The organism is Salinicola sp. MH3R3-1 (assembly GCF_001937155.1).
In the GTDB taxonomy this organism is placed as follows: domain Bacteria; phylum Pseudomonadota; class Gammaproteobacteria; order Pseudomonadales; family Halomonadaceae; genus Salinicola; species Salinicola halophyticus.
Genome location: NZ_MSDP01000027.1, coordinates 21,926 through 40,541, shown reverse-complemented (window position 1 = coordinate 40,541; position 18,616 = coordinate 21,926). Strand labels below are relative to the sequence as shown.

Sequence of the window (18,616 nt, the reverse complement as noted above, 5' to 3'; positions counted from 1 at the left end):
AGACGTGCCATCAATTGGCGGGGATTGTCGGGGTCGTGGAATTCGATCGCCGTCAGCGTTTGCTCGAGATGGACGAAAAAGCGTTCGAGATCGGCGTGGGTCGCCGGCGGGTTGTCCCAGGTCACGCCGAAAGGCTGGTCAACTTCGCGCTCCGGCGCGGACGCGGCGCTCGATGAAGCGTCTGCCAGGGCCAGAAACGCCTGGCGGCACTCGTAGGCGAGCACCTGCACGGCAGCGGCCAGGTTCAGCGAGCTGAAGTCAGGGTTGGTCGGGATGTGCACGTGCTGATGGCAGCGCTGCAGCTCGGCGTTGGTCAGGCCGGTGTCCTCACGCCCGAACACCAGCGCGACGCGGGCCTCGGCCGGTTCCAGCGCCTTCGGCAGGCTCTCCGCCAGATCGCGGGGCCCGACCATCGGCCAGGGCAGATGGCGCGAGCGAGCGCTCGCACCCACCACCAGGGTGCAGTCGGCCACGGCATCCTCGAGCGCGTCGAATTGTCGCGCGCTATCCACCAGCGTGGTCGCCCCGGAAGCTCGCGAGTAGGCCTCGAGATCCTTGGGGTTGCAGCGGGGAGTCACCAGGGCGAGATCCTCGAGGCCCATGTTGCGCATGGCGCGAGTGGCGGCGCCGATATTACCGGGATGGCTGGTGCCGATGAGAACGATACGGATACGGTCGAGCATAGAAAGAGGCATGGGACACTGTGAAAGAGGCATCGGGTACGGATCGAATGCTGGGGCAAGCGGGAAAACGCGTAGTCTAGCATGACTGGAAAGGCCGACTTCTGCTAGACTGCGCGGCGTTCTTTAACAGCCTCCGACACCCCAAGGCCAGATCCATGCATCCGATGGTTCAATATGCGCTGCGCGCCGCTCGCAGTGCCGCTGAGCAATTCGTTCGTATCCGTGACCGTCTCGAGGTCAACCACGACGAGCAGGCAACCGCCAATCTGCTCGAGGATACGGCACGTAACGCTGAAACGCTGATCGTTCATCAGCTCTCCCGCGGTTATCCGCAGCACGGGATTTCCGGTCGCTACACGCCTTATCGCGAAGGCAAGGGCACCGACAAGGATACCGTGTGGCACATCGAGCCGATCCACGGCGAGTCCAATCTCGGTGTGGCGAACCGCCAGTTCGCGATCTCGATGGTGTGCCTGGTCAAGGGGCGCCCGGAGCATGCGGTGGTCGTGTCGCCATTCAGCGATGACGAATTCCTGATCAGCCGTGGCCGCGGTGCGCAGGGTAACGGCAAGCGCATGCGCGTCTCCAAGACGGTCAGCGTCGAGGGCGCTCGGCTCTCGCTGGCCTGGCCGGCGCTCGACAGCCGCTCGCGCTGGCTGCCGCAGTATCTGACCGTGGTCGAACGCCTGGGGCCGCAGATCGATACGCTGACCGGAACCGGCTGTGCGCTGCTCGACATGATCGAGTTTGCCTCGGGCCGTGCCGACGCCGTGTTCGTGATGGGGCTGGAAGAGCAGGACCGTCTGGTCGGCTCCTTGCTGCTGAAAGAGGCGGGTGCGCTGACCGGCGCCATCGACGGCTCGCCCAGCGTCGAAGACGGTGGCAGTCTGATGGCTGCTGGCCCGCGTCTCTACAAGGCGCTGGCGCAGCAGCTCAAGGCCAGCGTCTAGACGAGCCGCCAAGCGACTGGTTCTCGAACGCGCCACGAAACGAAGCGCCCTGTCGGGTTATCCCGGCAGGGCGCTTTGCGTTGGGTAGCGGCTTACGTCGGGCCCGATTAGGTGCTTGACTTCCAGATAGGCGGATAGCCCCCAGGGACCGAGCTCGCGGCCGATGCCGCTGCGTCCGAAGCCGCCCCAGCTGGCCTCGGGCATTACGATCTGCTCGCTGTTGTACCAGATGTTGCCGGCGCGCAATGCACGGCCGACCCGCTGGGCGCGTTGCGGATCGCCGCTGATGACCGTGGCGGCCAGGCCGAACGCGTTGTCGTTGGCCAGGGCGATGGCATCGTCATCGGATGCGACGCTGCGTGCGCACAGCACTGGACCGAAGACCTCCTCGCACCACAGGCGGCTGTCGGTGGGCACGTCGCGATACAGCGTCGGAGCGATGAAATAGCCCTGCGACGGCAACTGGCGATGGCGGGCGTCGCGCACCGCATCCAGACCCTCGCGCTCGGCGACGGCCAGGTAGTCGCGGACGCGATCGCGCTGACGCTGGCTGGTCATCGGTCCCATGTCGGTGTTCTCGCCCAGCGGATCGCCCAGGCGTATGGCGTCGATGCGCGTGGCCAGTGCCTCGTACAGCGCGTCGGCCAGGGTCTCGTGCACGATCAGCCGCGAGGTCGCCGAGCAAATTTGCCCGCTGTTGAAATAGATGCCGGCCATGACCCAGTCGGCGGCCTGTTTGACCTCGGCATCCTCGAGTACCAGGATCGGCGACTTGCCGCCGAGTTCCAGCGACACGCCGCGGCTCCCCTCGGCGGCGGCCTGCATGACGCGCTCGCCCACGGCGTTGCTGCCGGTGAACGACAGCTTGTCGATGCCGCGATGATGCGTCAGCGGTATGCCGATGCCGTCGCCATCGCCATGCAGCAGGTTGAGCACGCCCGGCGGCAACGCGATCTCCAGGGCGATCTCGGCGAGGGCCTGTTCCGGCAGCGGCGTGACCTCGGAGGGCTTGAAGACCACCGTGCAGCCCGCCGCCAGGGCCGGCGCGATCTTCCAGGCGCTGGTCACCAGCGGGAAGTTCCACGGCGTGATCAGGCCCATCACTCCGGCGGGATCTTCGTAGCAGTGGGCGTCGACGCCCTCGATGTCGTGGGTGATGCGGCGTCCCTGACGCGCTTCCAGGTCGCCGGCCTGGCGTGCGTAGTAGCGATAGCAGGCGATGGCGTCGTCGAGGTCGATGCCGGCCTCGGCGAGCGCCTTGCCGTTGTTGGTCGCGGACAGCTCCATCAGGGCTTCGCGGCGTGCCGTCAGGGCGTCGGCCAGCGCAGTCAGATAGGCGCCGCGACGTTCGCCGCCCAGGGCATGCCATCCGGGCAGCGCACGGCGTGCCGCCTCGACGGCTGCCTCGACGTCGCGGGCATCGCCGGCCGTGACCTCGGCGATCTGGCGCTCATGATACGGGTCCATCACCGCCAGGCGTCGAGTGCCGTGACCCGCGACCCAGCGGTTATCGATGAATTGGTGGTCGAGTGCTTGCATGGTGGCTCCTTCAGAGGGCGTGGTCGCGCAGCCAGTCATCGATCATGGCGTGCAGGCGTGCCCCGGAAAAACTGGGAAAATGACCGCCGTGAACGACGCGCGCGGGCAATTCGCGCAGACGGCGCATGCTGGCGGCGTAATCGCGGGCGTTACTGTGATAGACATCCTCGATCAGTGGCCCGTCGTAGATGAGATCGCCCGAGATCAGGATGCCGCTGACGGCTTCCCAGAGCGCGATGCCGCCGGGGGAGTGCCCCGGCGTATGGATGACCTCGAAACGGCGGTCGCCGAGGTCGATGATTTCGCCGTCCTCGAGCGTAGCGATACGCGTCGGCGGGGCGATACGGTAGCGATGATGCTCGAAGGGGGCCGGCGGCAGGGCATCGAACATGGCGTCGTCGAGAAAGGCGTCGGCCAGGGTACGCGCGTTGTCCGGATCGGCCAGGATACCGGCCTCGGCGGCGTGCACATGGCAGCAGTCGAACTCATGCGCGCTACCGATATGATCGAAGTGGGTGTGGCTCGCCACCGCGATCAGGTCACGCTCGCTGAGCAGCGGGACCTGGCGGCGCAGCGGCACGGCACCCAGCCCGAAGTCCACCAGCAAGTCTCTCTCGCGGCCCCGCACGTGCCAGATATTGCAGCGGTAGAACGGCTTGATGGCGGGCTCGTCGATATGCGTGATCCCGTCATTGAGCGACGTGGTGCGATACCAGCTCGCGGCATCGCCCCGAGGAAGCGAAAAACGGCTCATGCGATTGTCTCCGGCATCGGCCTGAGGTCCTGAAGATAGTCCTGGTGGGCGCGGCTTGCGTCGATGCGGCGCAGGTCGATGTCGACCACCAGGCTGCCCGCCGCGTCACCGAGGCGCCCCAGGACCTCGCCATCCGGTCCCGCTATCAGGCTGTTGCCGCAATAACGCAGTTCGGCTTCCTCGCCGGCCCGGTTGGTGCAGGCGACGAAGCATTGGTTGTCGAGGGCCCGGGCCCGAATCTGCAGCGCCTGTCGCTCGGCATTGGGCACCATGTTGGCGGTGGGCGAGAGGATGACCTGAGCCCCCTGAGTGGCGAGCGCCCTGGCTACCTCGGGAAACTCGTTGTCATAGCAGATCATCAGCCCGAGTCGGCCGAGGCGCGTATCCACCACGCAGCAGTCCTCGCCGGCGGTGAAAAAGGCATGTTCGCGATCCCACAGCTGGCGCTTGTGGTAGGTGGCGATACGCTCGCCCCGGTCGTCGATCAGCACGGCGGAATTGGTCAGGCGTCCGTCGGCTTGCCGCTCGACCAGGCCGAAGAGCAGGAATAGCTCGTACTTGGCGGCGAGCTCGGCGACCCGCTGGGCGATCGGGCCGCCCACCGGCTCGGCGAGTTCCTCCAGTCGCTCGAAGATGTTGTAGCCGCTCAGGGCGAGCTCGGGGAGGACCAACAGGTCCGCGCCGGCCGCCGCTGCCTGCTGACACTGGCGCGCAAGAGACGCCAGGTTGGCGGCCACGTCGCCGTACACGGGGTCGGTTTGCGCCAGCATCAGTCTCATCGGTGTCACTCTCCTGCGGTCTGTGAAGCGTTCGCGCGAGACTTGGTCAACAGCATGGCGCCGAGCCAGTAGAGGCCGCCGGTGATGATGAAGACCGGCAGCGAGGCGCCGAAGGCCAGCGGCGCGACCAGCGACCAGTAGGCGGCCAGCCCGGCGCCGATCACGTAGGCACCGATTGCCACCGGCGCGGTGGGGCGTCCCAGCTGGTGACGCGCCTTGAGCAGTTCGGGGCTGTAACCCTCGCGACCGACCAGGTAGTAATCGACGATGATCACCGAGAAGGCCGGGATGAACAGCGCGCCTATCAATAGCAGAAAGTTCTGGAACTGGTCCAGGATGCCGGGAATCAGGGCGCCGAAGACGGTCATGACCCCGATGATCAGCGCTGGCTTCCAGAAGGCCATGCCGGGCGACACGTTCATGCAGGACAGGGTGGCGCTGTAGACGGCCATGACATTGGTGGTCATCACGGAGAAGAAGATGACCAGGGCCGCGGGCAGGCCGAAGCCGAAACCGGAGAGCAGCCGGGTCGGATCGTAGGTCTGCTGCATACCGTTGAGGACCGACAGCCCGGAAACGGCGGCGCCCAGGCCCATGGCGATCATGGCGGCCATCACGTAGCCAAGGTAGGTGCCCCAGACGGCGATGGCGCCGCTCTTGCAGTTGCGATTGTAATCCGCCGAGGACGAGATCCAAGAGAAGGCGGTGGCGATGACGATGTCGAAGGCGATGCCCAGGGTGATGCCGTTACGCGCCTCGACCGGCATGTCCAGCAGGGTCGAGACATCGTAGTGGAGGTTCAGCTGGTAGAGCACCACGGCGGCCAGTGCCACCATGGCCATCGCCGCCCAGCGTTCGACCCGCTCGATGCCCAGGTGGCCACGCAGCACGATGAGGACCACCACGGTCTCGCAGAGGATGGTCATCAAGGGCAGGTTGGAGTAACCGGTGGTCGCCTGGATGGCGTAGTCGAGACTCATGCCGGCGAGCAGGGCCTGGATCCAGCTCCAGGCGATCAGTACCCCCATGTTGACCAGCGATATCAGCCGGCTGCCGAGCGGGCCGTACGCGCGCCGGGTCAACGCCATGGAGGGCAGGCCGGTGCGCTGGCCCATCAGGCCGACCAGCAGGAGCGGAATGGCGCCGATCAACGAGCCGATCAGCACGCTGCCCATGGCGGTCGTGAAGGGCAGGTCGGGCACCAGGAGCATGCCGGTGAGGATGGTGGTGACCACGACGTTGGCGCCGAGCCACAGGGCGACAGTGCCGAACGCCCCGAGGCTCTTGTGCTGGTGGTCGTCGAGGGTGTCCTGACCGAGCAGGCGGTTGAAGAAAGTCATATCTTTATCCTTAATAATTGTTTGTATTTAAGTTATTAAAATTGGATAGAAAGCAAACCTTTGATTTGAGTCAGCGCCGTTTAACGCCGGGTAGAATGCATAGCATCTCGAACAGCAGGTTGGCGGCGACCACGGCGGTCTGGCCGTGCGCGTCGTAGGGTGGCGAGACCTCGACCAGGTCGCAGCCGACGATATCGAGGCCATGGGCGCCGCGGATGATCTCCAGCGCCTGGGGGATGGTCAGGCCACCGATCTCCACGGTTCCGGTACCCGGCGCATAAGCGGGGTCGAGGCTGTCGATATCGAAGGTTACATAGACCGGGCCGCCCTGAACCTTCTCGCGGATCTCCGCCATCAGCGGTGTCAGGCTCTTGTGCCAGCACGCTTCTGCCGGCTCTACCCGGAATCCCTGCTGACGGCCCCAGTCGAACTCCTCGGGGGAGTAACCCGTGCCGCGCAGGCCGATCTGGGCGACGCGATGGCAGTCGAGCAGACCTTCCTCGACCGCGCGCCGGAACGGCGTGCCGTGAGCGATGGCTTCACCGAACATGTGCTCGTTGATATCGGCGTGGGCGTCGACGTGGATCAGCCCCACCGGGCCGTGCTTTTTCGCCATGGCGCGCAGGATCGGCAGCGACAGGGTATGGTCGCCGCCCAGGGTCAGCGGGATGACGTCGTGGGTCAGCAGCTCGTCGTAGTAACGCTCGATGATGTCGACGCTCTTCTTGAGGTCGAAGGTATTGATTGGCACATCGCCGATGTCGGCGACCTGCAGGCTTTCGAACGGCGCGGCACGGGTCGCCATGTTGAAGGGTCGCAGCATCCGGGATTCATCGCGGATCTGGCGGGGTCCGAAGCGTGTGCCCGGACGATTGGAGGTGCCGATATCCATCGGAATGCCGACGAAGCAGGCATCGAGTCCTTCAGCGCTCTTCTGCGTCGGCAGCCGCATCATCGTGGCTGGCCCGCCGAAGCGGGGCATCTCGTTGCCGCCGAGCGGCTGGTTGTATGGCGGTCGGTCGGTCATGGGAATCCTGGGTGTTGTGGTTGTCAGTGGTGATTGCCGAGTAAACACCAGCAGGAATCATGCCAATCGGTAAGTGACTGATATGTCGCGATGCTGCAAGCCTTTTGATTCATTAATGAATCATTGCGCGGGTCTGAATGATACTTTTATGGATTAATGATTCGACAATGCATCGACAGCGGATTCATCATGCCGATTCTCCATGGCCTTGGTTGATGCCAGTTTCGATAATGAGAGGCGCGGCTGGTGAAAGGTGCGGCTGGTGAGAGGTGCGGCTGGTGAGAGGTTCAGCCGATGAAAGGTGCGGCCGCTGAAAGGTCCAGCGGACGACAGGTGCGTCCGATAAAAGGTGCAGGGATGACGGATTCGACGAAAACGGAAGACGCTGCGGCTCAGCTGACGCTGGAGACGCTGGTCCAGACGGCTCAGGACCATCTGTTCATCGTCGACAGCGACGGCCATATTCTGGATGTGAGTCCGGGCAGTGTCGCGGTCTACGGCCTGCGCCGAGATGAACTCCGCGCCACGACCGTCCAGGCGCTGCAGGCCAGCGGGGTGCTGTCACCCTCGGTATCGCTCGAGGTCATTCGCAGCGGGCAGCCCGCGCAAATCATGCAGCGTACGGGTACCGGCCGCCAGGTGATCGCCGAAGCGTTTCCGGTCTACGCCAACGGCGAGCTGATTCGCGTGATCAGTCGATCGCGGGATCTCACCGACCTACAACTGCTGCAGGACGAATATGCGCTTCTCCAGCGCCGATTTGCCGAGCATCTCAAGCGCCATCATGAACCCGCCGGAGACGAGGAAGCCGCCGTTGGCGAGCTGGTGGTAAAGAGCCGAATCATGCGCGAGATGGTCCATCTGCTGAAGCGCAGCGCGCCAACCGACGCCACCGTCTTGATGCTGGGGGAATCGGGCGTCGGCAAGACGGCCTTCGCGCGGCAGCTGCATCGTTGGAGCCGACGGTGCGAAGGTGACTTCGTCGACGTCAATTGCGCGGCGATTCCGGAGTCGCTGTTCGAGTCGGAGATGTTCGGCTATCAACCCGGTGCCTTCAGCGGCGCGTCGCGCCAGGGCAAGGCGGGGCTGCTCGAACAGGCTCACGGCGGCACGCTGTTTCTGGACGAGATCGGCGAGCTGCCGCTGTCGATGCAGTCGAAGCTGCTCAAGGTGATTCAGGACGGTTCGTTGATGCGCCTGGGCGATACCCAGTCGCGTCAGGTCGATTTTCGCCTGGTGGTGGCGACCAATCAGGATCTTATCAAACGGGTCGAGGAGGGTACCTTCCGTCTCGATCTCTACTACCGGCTCAACGTGATTCCGGTGACCTTGCCGCCGCTGCGCGACCGGCGCGAGGATATCCGCGGGTTGGCCGAGCGCCACCTCGAGCAGCTCAATCGTCGCTACGGTCAGGATAAGGTGCTGCATCCCGGTGCCTGGGCGGAGCTGATGAGCAATGACTGGCCGGGCAATATCCGGGAGCTGGAAAACTGGCTCGAACGAGCCTGGCTATCGGCGGAAGGCAACGTCGTGGGGGCGCCGGCATCGAATCTGGCGGACGCCGCCATCACGCCCAACGACTCGGCGGGTGTCGAGAGCGAGGTGGAGGGAGACCCGGCGATGAACGCTGTGCTCGCCCCGGAGCAGGGGCTCAAGGCGGCCATGGCCGCTCACGAGCGCCGCATTCTGGAGGCGCTGGTGGCGACGCATCGCACGACCTATGCTCTGGCCGCACGTCTCGGCATCAGCCAGCCCAGCGTGGTCCGCAAGCTCAAGCGCCATCACCTTCGGCTCGAACGCTAGGCGCGCTGATCGAACGTTAGCCGCAATGGCTCAACGGCTGATATCGACGTTGGTGTCCATGTTCGTGCTCGCCATGGCGCTGACGTCCCGCGATGCCTCATCCGAAGATGAGGCTTGATCGCCGCCGCTGGACTGTGCGATCGGCTTGCGTCTGCCATAGCCCCAGCGCTCGGCCTCCGACGGCGCATCCGGCGCGTCGTCGTCATGCAGCCACTCTCGCCAGCTGGCGACCAGCAGCGCCATCAACACCGGGCCGACGAACAGCCCTACGATCCCCATCGTCTTCACGCCGCCGATCAGACCGAAGAAGGTTGGCAGGAAGGGCAGCTTGATCGGGCCGCCAACCAGCCGCGGGCGCAATGTCTTGTCGCCGATGAAGAGCTCGAACGCGCCCCAGATGAAGAGCCCGACGCCATTGATCATATGCCCGGTCGCCAGCAGATAGAGCGACACCAGCGTGAACGTCAGCGGCGCGCCACCGGGTACCAGGGCCATGAAGGCGGTAATCACACCGAGCACCACCGGCGATTGAATGCCGGCGATCCAGTAGGCGGTGCCGAGCACCAACCCTTCGCCGAGCGCGATCAGGCCCATGCCCATCACCGTCGAACTGACCGTCGCCGGCACCACGCGCGAAAAACGCTGCCAGCGCGCAGGCAGCACACGCTCGCCGACGATATCCAGCTGACGGGCCATGCCGGCGCCGTCCTTGTAGAGAAAGAACAGCGTGATCAGCATGAACAGTAGCGTCAGTGCCAGATGCAGCGCGTTGCTTCCCAGAGCCAGCACCCAGCGCGAGATATTGCCGATATGCTCGCCGCCCACCAGCTGAATCAGGTACTCCGGGGCGTGAGGCTCGGCCAGATAATCCTGCCACTGTACGGCCAGCCAATTCCCCACGCCCGGCAGATGTCCGACCCAGGCCGGCGGCGGGATGCCGTGCTGGTTGGCGACCATCAGCCAGCCGACCCATCCCTTCAGTTCCTGGAAGGCGTAAGTAGAGGCCAGCACCATGGGAATCACCAGGCACAGGATGATCAGGCCCAGCGCGATGCTGGCGGCGAGCGTCTTGCGCTGCCCGCAGCTCGCCAGTAGTCGGCGATAGAGCGGCCAGCTGGCGAGGCAGATGATCAGGGCGGCCAGCACGGGGATCAGGAAATCGATGAAGAAGTAGACACCGGCGACCATCACCAGCACCAGAAGCCAGCGGGCGACGCTGCTGTCGGCAAAGATTGGGGCCATGAAGGACTCGTGAAAGCGACGAATGAAACCGGTTAGTCCGGACGAAATCGAACGGCATGCCCATCGGCAGCCAGCCATCATACCCCAGCCGGGCGATGAGCGACGGCCACAAAAAAGGCCCCTCGCCGTGCGAGGAGCCCCGAAGTCACTGATGCGACGTGAAGGCTACGGCGTGTCGTCGACGACCTCGCCTTTCTTCACCGGGATCAGATCCTGACGCTCCAGCCTGAACACGATCAGCAGTGCCGCGGCGACGTAGACCGAAGAGAACGTGCCGGCCACGATCCCCAGGATCAGCGAGATCGCGAAGTTGTGGATCATGTCGCCGCCGAGGAAGAACAGCGCGAATAGCACAAGCAACGTGGTACCGGACGTCGCCAACGTTCGCGACAACGTCTGGTTGATCGCTTCGTTGAAGATCTGTGCCAGATCTTCGCTGCGTGACAGCCGGATATTCTCGCGAATCCGGTCGTAGACGATGATGGTGTCGTTCAGCGAGTAGCCGATGACCGCCATGATCCCCGCCAGTACCGTCAGGTCGAATTCCCACTGGAACAGCGCGAACAGGCCCAGCACGATCAGCACGTCGTGTCCCAGCGAGATGATCGCGCACAGCGCGAACTTGTACTGGAAGCGGAAGGCGACGTAGATCGCCACGCCGGCCAGTGCCACCAGCATGCCCAGACCGCTCTGGTCACGCAGCTGATCGCCGACCTGGGCTCCGACGAATTCGGCGCGAACCAGTTCGATCGAGGCGTTGCCGCTACTCAGGGCCGAAACGACCTGGTTGCCCACGTCATTGCTGAAGGTCTGCTGCAGGCGCACCAGAATTTCATCCGTGGCGCCAAAGGTCTGTACCGAGAAGTTCTCGAAACCGCTATTGGCCAGCAGCGAGCGGATATCGTCAAGCGACGGTGCCGCGGCGTAGTGGAGCTCGACGACGGTGCCGCCGGTGAAGTCGAGCCCGAGATTGAGGTTGAGCAGGGCGAGTGCCGCCACCGACACGATCGTGAGTGCGATCGAGACGATAAAGGCGATGCGGCGCTTGCCCATGAAGTCGAATTGGCGCATTGCTCGCATCTCCTAGATCCAGAGTTTCTTCAACGGCTTGCCGCCGATGGAGAGGTTGACGAGGGCACGCGACACCATGATGCCGGTGAACATCGACGTCAGGATGCCGAGCGACAGCGTTACGGCGAAGCCCTTGATCGGGCCGGTGCCGATCGAGAACAGCACGACAGCCACCAGCAGCGTGGTGAGGTTGGCATCGACGATCGAGGTGAAGGCACGGCCATAGCCTGCGTGGATCGCCTGCTGCGGCAGCGTCTTCTGCCTGAGCTCCTCGCGTATGCGTTCGTAGATCAATACGTTGGCATCCACCGCCATCCCCAGCGTCAGCACGATCCCGGCGATACCGGGCAGCGTCAGCGTGGCGCCCAACACCGACATGGCGGCGATCAGCAATACCAGATTGACCGCCAGCGCCACGTTGGCGATGACCCCGAATGCCTTGTAGCGAATCAGCATGAACGCCACGACCAGCAGACCACCGACCAGCACCGAGAAGATGCCACGCTCGATGTTCTGGGCGCCCAGGCTAGGCCCGATGGTGCGTTCCTGGACGAAGTAGATCGGCGCCGCGAGCGAGCCGGAGCGCAACAGCAGCGCCAGTTCGCTGGCCTCGGTCGGGGAATCCAGACCGGTGATGCGGAAACGGTTGCTCAGTGCGCTCTGCACCGTCGCCAGGCTGATGATGCTGCGGCTGGTGGTGGGAATACGCTCCTCGACCTGCTTGCCATCCTTGGTCACGGTGCGCGTGTCCGTGCTGTGATCGATGTACAGCACCGCCATGTTGCGACCGATGTTGGTACGGGTTGCCTGGTTCATTAGCGAACCGCCGGTGCCATCGAGGTTGATGTTGACCTGCGGTCGGCCGTTCTGATCGAAGCCCTGGCTGGCGCTGGAGACCCGGTCCCCGGTGATGATCACGTCGCGCGACAGGGTTGCCGTGCGCTGTGAGCCGTTGCGAAACGGGAACGTTTCGGTCTCGGCGTCCGGCGTGTCCGGGCGAGCCTCGAGACGGAACTCGAGGTTGGCGGTGGCGCCGACGATACGCTTGGCCTCGGCGGTGTCCTGCACGCCGGGCAGCTCGACCACGATACGGCTGGGCCCCTGACGCTGGACCAGCGGTTCGGACACGCCGAGCTCGTTGACGCGATTGCGGATGGTGGTCAGGTTCTGCTGGACCGCGTAATCCTGAATGTCCTTGATCGACTGTTCGGTCAGGGTCATGTCGAGATAGGCACGGCGGCCTTCGTCACGGTCTTCCAGCTGGAACTCGCTGAAGGTCTGGCTGATCTGATCGCGGGCGGCGTCACGGTCTTCGCTGTTGGCGAACTCGAGATGCAGGGCGTTGTCGTCGACATCGGTGCCGCGATAACGGATGCGCTCGTCGCGCAGGTCGGCGCGAATGGCGCTGGCCGTGGCCTTGAGACGCTGTTCGACCGCGGCGTCCATGTCGACTTCGAGCAGGAAGTGCACGCCGCCGCGGAGATCGAGACCGAGTTTCATCGGCGCCGCGGAAAGACTGGTCAACCAGGACGGGGTGGAATCGGCCAGGTTGAGTGCCACGGTGTACTTGTCGTCGAGCGCCTTGTCGACCACATCGCGGGCGGGAAGCTGCTGTTCGGCATCGTCGAGCCGAATCAGGGCGGTGTTGTTGCCGGTCATTGCTGCCGACTTGACCTGAATGTCGTCGTCGGTCAATGCCTGGGTGACTCGGTCGAGCTGCTGACTGCCGAGAGAACCGTTGGTGGTGCTGATCTGGACGGCGGGGTCCTGGGGGTAAAGATTGGGTAACGCGTAGATGACGCCGACAATACAGACGATCAGTATCAGCAGATACTTCCACAGGGGGTAACGATTGAGCATGGAAGCCCTGTCCTTTCAATCAATGACGATCGGGCGATGACCGTCGTGCGAAGAGTGTCGCGGAAAGAGACGGCTGCCGATGGGAACATCGGCAGCCAGGAGAGTTACAGCGACTTCAACGTGCCTTTGGGGAGGACGGAGGCCACGGCGCTCTTCTGAACGCTGACGATGGTGCCCTCGGCAATCTCCATGCTGATGAAGTCATCGGTCACGTCGGTAATGCGGCCGAGCAGCCCGCCACCGATCACGATTTCATCACCCTTGGACAGGTTGGTGACCAGCTTCTTGTGCTCCTTGGCGCGCTTGGATTGCGGACGCCACAGCAGGAAGTAGAAGATCAACACGAAACCGACCAGCATGATGATCTGGGCAATACCACCACCGCCAGGGCCGCCCGCATCCTGGGCGTGAGCCGCAGGGATGAAAAAGTCCAGCATGGATGTATCTCCGAAGGTTGTGTAATGAAACGGCTGTGTAATGAAAAGGTTGCCTGGGTGAAGCTGACGATACGGCGTACCGGGCGACTACCGAGGACCGTTCGAATCGTCTCAATCGGCCTCGGGCGGCACGGACAGTCCGCGTCGCCGATAGAATTGTGCTACGAAGTCGGCCAATGTACCCGCTTCGATAGCGCCGCGCAAACCCGCCATCAGGCGCTGGTAGTAGCGCAGATTGTGCACCGTGTTGAGCATCGAACCGAGCATTTCGCCGCACCGGTCCAGGTGATGTAGATAGCCGCGAGAAAAGTGCTGACAGGTGTAGCAAGCGCAGTCGGCTTCCAGCGGGTTGGTATCGTGACGATGCACGGCGTTACGAATCTTGACCGTGCCGTCGGCGGTGAACAGATGGCCGTTGCGGGCGTTACGGGTCGGCATCACGCAGTCGAACATGTCGATACCGCGGCGTACGCCCTCGACCAGATCCTCCGGCTTGCCGACGCCCATCAGATAGCGCGGCTTGTCTTCCGGCATCCAGCTCGGCAGATAATCCAGCACGCGGATCATCTCCTCCTTGGGTTCGCCCACCGACAGCCCGCCGATCGCCAGGCCATCGAAGCCGATATCGAGCAGGCCTTCGAGCGAGCGTTTGCGCAGCTCGGGGTACATACCGCCCTGCACGATGCCGAACAGCGCCGACGGTGAATCGCCATGCGCGGCGCGGGAGCGGGCCGCCCAGCGCAGCGACAGCTCCATCGACTTCTGCGCCTCGGCCTCGCTGGCCGGGTAGGGCGTGCATTCGTCGAAGATCATCACTACGTCCGAGCCCAGCGAGCGCTGCACCGCCATCGACTCTTCCGGCCCCATGAACACCTTGGCACCGTCCACCGGCGAGCGGAAATGTACGCCCTGCTCGGTGATCTTGCGCATGGCGCCCAGCGAGAACACCTGGAAACCGCCGGAGTCGGTCAGGATCGGTTTGTGCCATTGGGAGAAGTCATGCAGATCGCCGTGGGCCTCGATCACCTCGGTGCCGGGGCGCAGCCACAGGTGAAAGGTGTTGCCGAGAATGATCTCGGCGCCGATCGCCTCGACATCCTTGGGCGTCATGCCCTTGACCGTGCCGTAGGTCCCTACCGGCATGAAGGCCGGCGTTTCCACCGTGCCGCGCGGAAAGGTCAGCCGGCCGCGACGGGCACGCCCTTGCTGGCCCAGCCGCTCGAATTTCATGAAGCATTCGTCTCGCATGGTGTCTCTCTTCTTTATTCAACGCGCCCGAAGCCGCGCGCAAAGCGTTTGTCTGTCAACGCGCCCGAAGCCGCGCGCAACGCGTTTGTCTGTCCAACGCGGCCGAAGCCGTGCGCAAGGCGTCCGGGGATTAGCTGGGTCGACGGGTCAGATACATCGCATCGCCATAGCTGAAGAAGCGGTATTCCTTGGTGACGGCTTCCTGATAGGCGCGCATGACGGCATCGTAGCCGGCGAACGAGGAGACCAGCATCAGCAGGGTCGATTCCGGCAGATGGAAGTTGGTCACCAGCGCATCCACGCAGCGCCAGCGATAACCGGGGTAGATGAAGATGTCGGTTTCGCCACGGTAGGGCGTCAGCTCGCCGCTGTCGTTCTGGCTGGCGGTTTCCAGACAGCGAACGCTGGTGGTGCCGACGGCGACTACCTTGTTACCGGCGGCGTGAGCGCGATTGACCTGCTCGCAGACCGATTCCTCGACTTCCAGCCACTCGCTGTGCATATGGTGTTCGCGGATGTCGTCGACACGCACCGGCTGAAACGTGCCGGCGCCGACGTGGAGCGTGACGAAAGCCGTCTCGATACCCTTGGCGCGCAACGCCTCCATCATCGCCTCGTCGAAATGCAGCCCGGCGGTGGGGGCGGCAACGGCGCCTTCCCGGCGGGCATAGACGGTCTGATAGCGTTCACGGTCCGCCAGTTCGTCCTCGCGGGTGATATAAGGCGGCAACGGCATATGGCCATGCTGTTCGAGCAGCGCGATCAACGGTGTCTCGCCCAGGAAGCGCAATTCGAACAGCGCATCCTGACGGCCTTCGACCACGGCATGGATGTCGCCTTCGAAAATCAGCTCCGTGCCCGGCTTGGGCGACTTGCTCGAACGCAGATGCGCCAGCCCGCGGTGGCTATCCAGTGGCCGTTCCAGCAGCATTTCGACCTTGCCGCCGCTGGCTTTCTGGCCGAACAGCCGCGCCGGAATCACCCGCGTGTCGTTGAATACCACCACGTCACCGGGTCCGAGTTTCGCCATCAGATCGGGAAAGCGGGCGTGCTCCAGTGCGCGGGACTCGCCGTCGACGCAGAGCAGGCGACAGTCGGTACGCTGTTCGGAAGGGTAACGAGCGATCAGCTCGTCGGGCAGGTCAAAATGAAAATCGGCGCGCTGCATGGCGTAGGTCGCGTATTGGCTCGAGTCGGGATGGGCAGGTTGTATTCGAAAGGGCGCCATCATAAAGCACCCGAACGATTAAGTCAGTGGGATGATTGACGCCGGGCGGGGCGTCCGTATAATGCGTTTCCGCTGCCGGCGTGGCGGAATTGGTAGACGCAGCGGATTCAAAATCCGCCGCTGGAAACAGTGTGTCGGTTCGAGTCCGACCGCCGGCACCATCCGCAAAATCAGTATTTTAGCTTCGTTATTTCTCTCCTTGGTTCTTCCTCGTTCCAGTGCTTTGTCGCAGAACGCGCTCGATGTCGCTCAGTTTCCTGAGTACACGAGATCGTGATACCAGTACGCGTCAGCGTGCAGCGGACCAGCTTCGCTCTCCTCCTATCATCCTGTGCTATCCAGCGTTTCCGTGACCGGTCGAATGTCCGATCGTTGGTCGAGCCCGCGGTTCGCGAAGTGAAACGAACAACACTTCTTGCTATTCAATTGTGGGTGGCAAAGCATGCCGGCGGGCAGGTACGGTAGGGGGCCAAGCGCAGTTTAAGGCGGCGAGCAGAGCAATGATGAACTGGATCTCTCAACACAGCTCCGCCATTACCGCGCTGACCAGTCTGTGTACGTTGTTGGTTTGGCTGTTTTACGCGCAGCTGCTGTATCTCAACTTCAAGCGGCAGCGACAACCGAAGATCATCATCAATCGGGGGTTCGGCCGTTCGCTGCAGGCGCGCTGCGTCATCAGCAACATGAGCCCCGAGCCGATCTTCATCGAACATATCGTGGTGATCCTGCATACGGATCGCGGCAAGCTCTTCCAGGATCTGATCGATTTCGAACGATCTGCCGGCGACAAGGGCAGTGCCGATCAACTGGTCGAGACGACGCGGCAGGGGCCGATGGCCTCGGGCAGCTACAACCATATTGGAACCTTTCAGAATGTCGTGGAGCGGGTGCTTCGCTGGCATGACATTCCGACGGATGACTTTCAAACGACCGACGGTCGCACGTTGCAAGCGGTGGAGCTGCGCGTCATCGCGATTTATGGCAGTGAGGATTCACCCGTTGGCGCTTCCAGAACCTTTGAATTGACCATGAGCCCCTCTGGCGAGGCCTTGATTCCGACACGCCTGGATACCCGGCGATATGCTTCCCGGTGGCGGCGCCTTCGAGTCAAGCGCTGGATTCGTGAGCTGGACGCCTGATACCGGACGCAGGAAAGAGCGCACCGGGAGTGCAAGCCCGCAATCTGCGGCCTGTAGGCCGCCGTTCGATTATATTTTTAGGTAGTTGATCTGTATCAACTTAATTCGTCGATATCAGGTCCACAGTGGGCGCCGTACCAGGAAGGTACTGGAGAGGAAACTGCAAGGAAGCGGTTGTCACAAGGACGCATGGCAGGATGCCATGGTGCTATTGGCATGGAATAGCAGCGTATCTGAGACCTGCAAGCGATAGGTCTCTTTTCCGCTGTGCCAACCGATTTTGCTGGTATGACGATGTGAGTCGTCAACTTCCCACCTGTTTTACACCCTGACCTGTTTTACCACCTGACCTACCGTACACCCCTATCTGTTGTTCGCTGCCTCAAGCATTGCTAGCCGTGCTCATTCACGCACGCATTCGCGTTTCCCGTATGGACCGGCTTGAACCGCTTAGGCGTATTGCGCCTCGCGCCTCCCGCTGCGCCATCGTCCCTCGCGACATGGCGGGAATTGGAGCATAATCCCCGCGTGACAGATTGTGTGAAGAACGATATGAAAGAAAGCCACGATTTGAGTCAATCGAGCAGTACCACTGCGTCCAAGGCTTCATTTCTGCCTCAAGCAAGGAGCAGTAGCATGGTAGCAGACGTCTCCTACGCCACTAGTCTGATGGTTCAGAAGTTGGAGAGCATCTTCAGTCTCTCCCCCGAAGAAAAACAGGCGCTTCAGGCATTGCCGGTCCAGATCGAAACGCTCAAGCCCGAGCAGGATATCGTGAGGATCGGTGATCAGCCGACTCAGTGCTGCCTGTTGCTCGAGGGTTTTACCTGCGTTTACAAGCTGACCTCCGAAGGCAAACGACAGATCCTGGCATTGCACGTACCCGGTGACATGCCGGATCTGCAGAGCCTGCATCTGCAGGTGCTGGATATCAGTATTGCTTCGGTCAGCGCCAGCAAGGTCGGCTACATCCAGCATGACGTTCTACGCCAGGTTTGTGAGCGTCACCCACGCCTGACGGCCGCCTTCTGGCGTGAAACATTGGTTGATGCCTCGATCTACCGGGACTGGATCCTCAATATCGGACAGCGCGACGCCTATGCCCGTGTAGCTCATTTTTTCTGCGAGCTGCTGATGCGTCTTCAGGCGGTAGGGGTGGTCGAGGACCGAGCATTCCACCTGCCGATCACCCAGGCGCAGTTGGCGGATGCGATCGGCATCACGTCGGTCCATATGAACCGAGTGTTCCAGGCGCTGCGTTCGGATGGGCTGATCGATGCCACGAGAGGAAGAGTGGCGATTCTGGACTGGGACCGACTGCAGGAAGAGGGCGATTTTGATCCGCTCTATCTCCATCTCAAGAAGCAGCGCTCGACTCGATAGAGCTGTTGGCGCTGAATAGGCAGGCGCCAAGAGGCGCGCCAAGGAAGGCGAGCGGCACCTATTTGCCAATTCGACGAAATTTGGTTGGAAACTGATAACGGCAGTCGAGCCTACTTATTTCTACGGGCATGTC

At 62.9% G+C, this 18,616-nt stretch carries 16 protein-coding genes and 1 tRNA gene; 5 read left to right on the top strand and 12 right to left on the bottom strand.

Annotated elements, in window-relative coordinates; translation table 11 throughout:
* The coding region (locus BTW08_RS15580) for an RNA methyltransferase (protein WP_075563445.1) at positions 1 to 683 on the bottom strand (683 nt) is incomplete at its 3' end.
* Positions 684 to 838: 155 nt separating this feature from the next.
* On the opposite strand from BTW08_RS15580, the gene BTW08_RS15575 reads away from it, so the two are divergent.
* The gene (locus BTW08_RS15575) at positions 839 to 1,633 is read left to right on the top strand and encodes an inositol monophosphatase family protein (RefSeq protein WP_075563444.1); all 795 of its coding nucleotides are present in this window, start codon (positions 839 to 841) and stop codon (positions 1,631 to 1,633) included.
* A 57-nt stretch (positions 1,634 to 1,690) separates the two neighbouring features.
* On the opposite strand, the gene BTW08_RS15570 is transcribed toward BTW08_RS15575, so the two are convergent.
* From BTW08_RS15570 to speB, 5 genes are all read right to left on the bottom strand, one after another.
* The gene (locus tag BTW08_RS15570; RefSeq protein ID WP_075563443.1) at positions 1,691 to 3,172 is read right to left on the bottom strand and encodes an aldehyde dehydrogenase family protein; all 1,482 of its coding nucleotides are present in this window, start codon (positions 3,170 to 3,172) and stop codon (positions 1,691 to 1,693) included.
* A 10-nt stretch (positions 3,173 to 3,182) separates the two neighbouring features.
* Positions 3,183 to 3,926 (bottom strand): MBL fold metallo-hydrolase, encoded by a 744-nt coding sequence (locus BTW08_RS15565; RefSeq protein WP_075563442.1) that lies wholly within the window; start codon positions 3,924 to 3,926, stop codon positions 3,183 to 3,185.
* The gene (locus BTW08_RS15560) at positions 3,923 to 4,705 is read right to left on the bottom strand and encodes a nitrilase-related carbon-nitrogen hydrolase (protein WP_075563441.1); all 783 of its coding nucleotides are present in this window, start codon (positions 4,703 to 4,705) and stop codon (positions 3,923 to 3,925) included. The genes BTW08_RS15565 and BTW08_RS15560 overlap by 4 nt, the downstream gene beginning before the upstream one ends.
* A gap of 5 nt (positions 4,706 to 4,710) precedes the next feature.
* The gene (locus tag BTW08_RS15555; RefSeq protein WP_075563440.1) at positions 4,711 to 6,045 is read right to left on the bottom strand and encodes a cytosine permease; all 1,335 of its coding nucleotides are present in this window, start codon (positions 6,043 to 6,045) and stop codon (positions 4,711 to 4,713) included.
* A 70-nt stretch (positions 6,046 to 6,115) separates the two neighbouring features.
* Positions 6,116 to 7,072, bottom strand: a complete 957-nt coding sequence (gene speB, locus BTW08_RS15550; protein WP_075563439.1) for an agmatinase — start codon at positions 7,070 to 7,072, stop codon at positions 6,116 to 6,118.
* Between the two features lie 357 nt (positions 7,073 to 7,429).
* Here speB and BTW08_RS15545 point away from each other — a divergent pair, with 357 nt between their 5' ends.
* Positions 7,430 to 8,875, top strand: coding sequence for a sigma 54-interacting transcriptional regulator (locus BTW08_RS15545; protein WP_075563438.1), 1,446 nt, complete (start codon positions 7,430 to 7,432; stop codon positions 8,873 to 8,875).
* A gap of 30 nt (positions 8,876 to 8,905) precedes the next feature.
* Here BTW08_RS15545 and BTW08_RS15540 read toward each other — a convergent pair whose 3' ends face one another.
* The 6 genes from BTW08_RS15540 to queA all read right to left on the bottom strand — a co-directional run bounded on the left by BTW08_RS15540 (position 8,906) and on the right by queA (position 15,901).
* The gene (locus tag BTW08_RS15540) at positions 8,906 to 10,117 is read right to left on the bottom strand and encodes an AI-2E family transporter (RefSeq protein ID WP_075563437.1); all 1,212 of its coding nucleotides are present in this window, start codon (positions 10,115 to 10,117) and stop codon (positions 8,906 to 8,908) included.
* Between the two features lie 165 nt (positions 10,118 to 10,282).
* Complete coding sequence (gene secF / locus BTW08_RS15535; RefSeq protein WP_075563436.1) at positions 10,283 to 11,197, bottom strand: protein translocase subunit SecF; 915 nt, start codon at positions 11,195 to 11,197, stop codon at positions 10,283 to 10,285.
* A gap of 3 nt (positions 11,198 to 11,200) precedes the next feature.
* Positions 11,201 to 13,048, bottom strand: coding sequence for a protein translocase subunit SecD (gene secD / locus BTW08_RS15530; protein ID WP_075563435.1), 1,848 nt, complete (start codon positions 13,046 to 13,048; stop codon positions 11,201 to 11,203).
* 104 nt (positions 13,049 to 13,152) lie between these two features.
* Positions 13,153 to 13,485, bottom strand: a complete 333-nt coding sequence (yajC, locus tag BTW08_RS15525; RefSeq protein ID WP_075563434.1) for a preprotein translocase subunit YajC — start codon at positions 13,483 to 13,485, stop codon at positions 13,153 to 13,155.
* Positions 13,486 to 13,596: 111 nt separating this feature from the next.
* On the bottom strand, positions 13,597 to 14,715 hold the full coding sequence (tgt, locus tag BTW08_RS15520; RefSeq protein WP_075563433.1) for a tRNA guanosine(34) transglycosylase Tgt: 1,119 nt from the start codon (positions 14,713 to 14,715) through the stop codon (positions 13,597 to 13,599).
* A gap of 148 nt (positions 14,716 to 14,863) precedes the next feature.
* Entirely contained in the window at positions 14,864 to 15,901 is a 1,038-nt protein-coding gene (gene queA / locus BTW08_RS15515) for a tRNA preQ1(34) S-adenosylmethionine ribosyltransferase-isomerase QueA (RefSeq protein ID WP_075563432.1), read from the bottom strand.
* 134 nt (positions 15,902 to 16,035) lie between these two features.
* Between queA and BTW08_RS15510 the strand changes: the two genes are divergently transcribed.
* The 3 genes from BTW08_RS15510 to BTW08_RS15500 all read left to right on the top strand — a co-directional run bounded on the left by BTW08_RS15510 (position 16,036) and on the right by BTW08_RS15500 (position 18,483).
* A tRNA-Leu gene (locus BTW08_RS15510) sits at positions 16,036 to 16,122 on the top strand.
* A 339-nt stretch (positions 16,123 to 16,461) separates the two neighbouring features.
* A complete protein-coding gene (locus BTW08_RS15505; protein WP_083627922.1) occupies positions 16,462 to 17,100 on the top strand; it encodes a hypothetical protein in 639 nt (212 codons plus the stop codon).
* Between the two features lie 636 nt (positions 17,101 to 17,736).
* Positions 17,737 to 18,483 carry a Crp/Fnr family transcriptional regulator gene (locus BTW08_RS15500; protein ID WP_075563431.1) on the top strand — a complete coding sequence of 249 codons (747 nt, stop codon included), beginning with the start codon at positions 17,737 to 17,739 and terminating at the stop codon, positions 18,481 to 18,483.
* Positions 18,484 to 18,616: the final 133 nt, after the last annotated feature.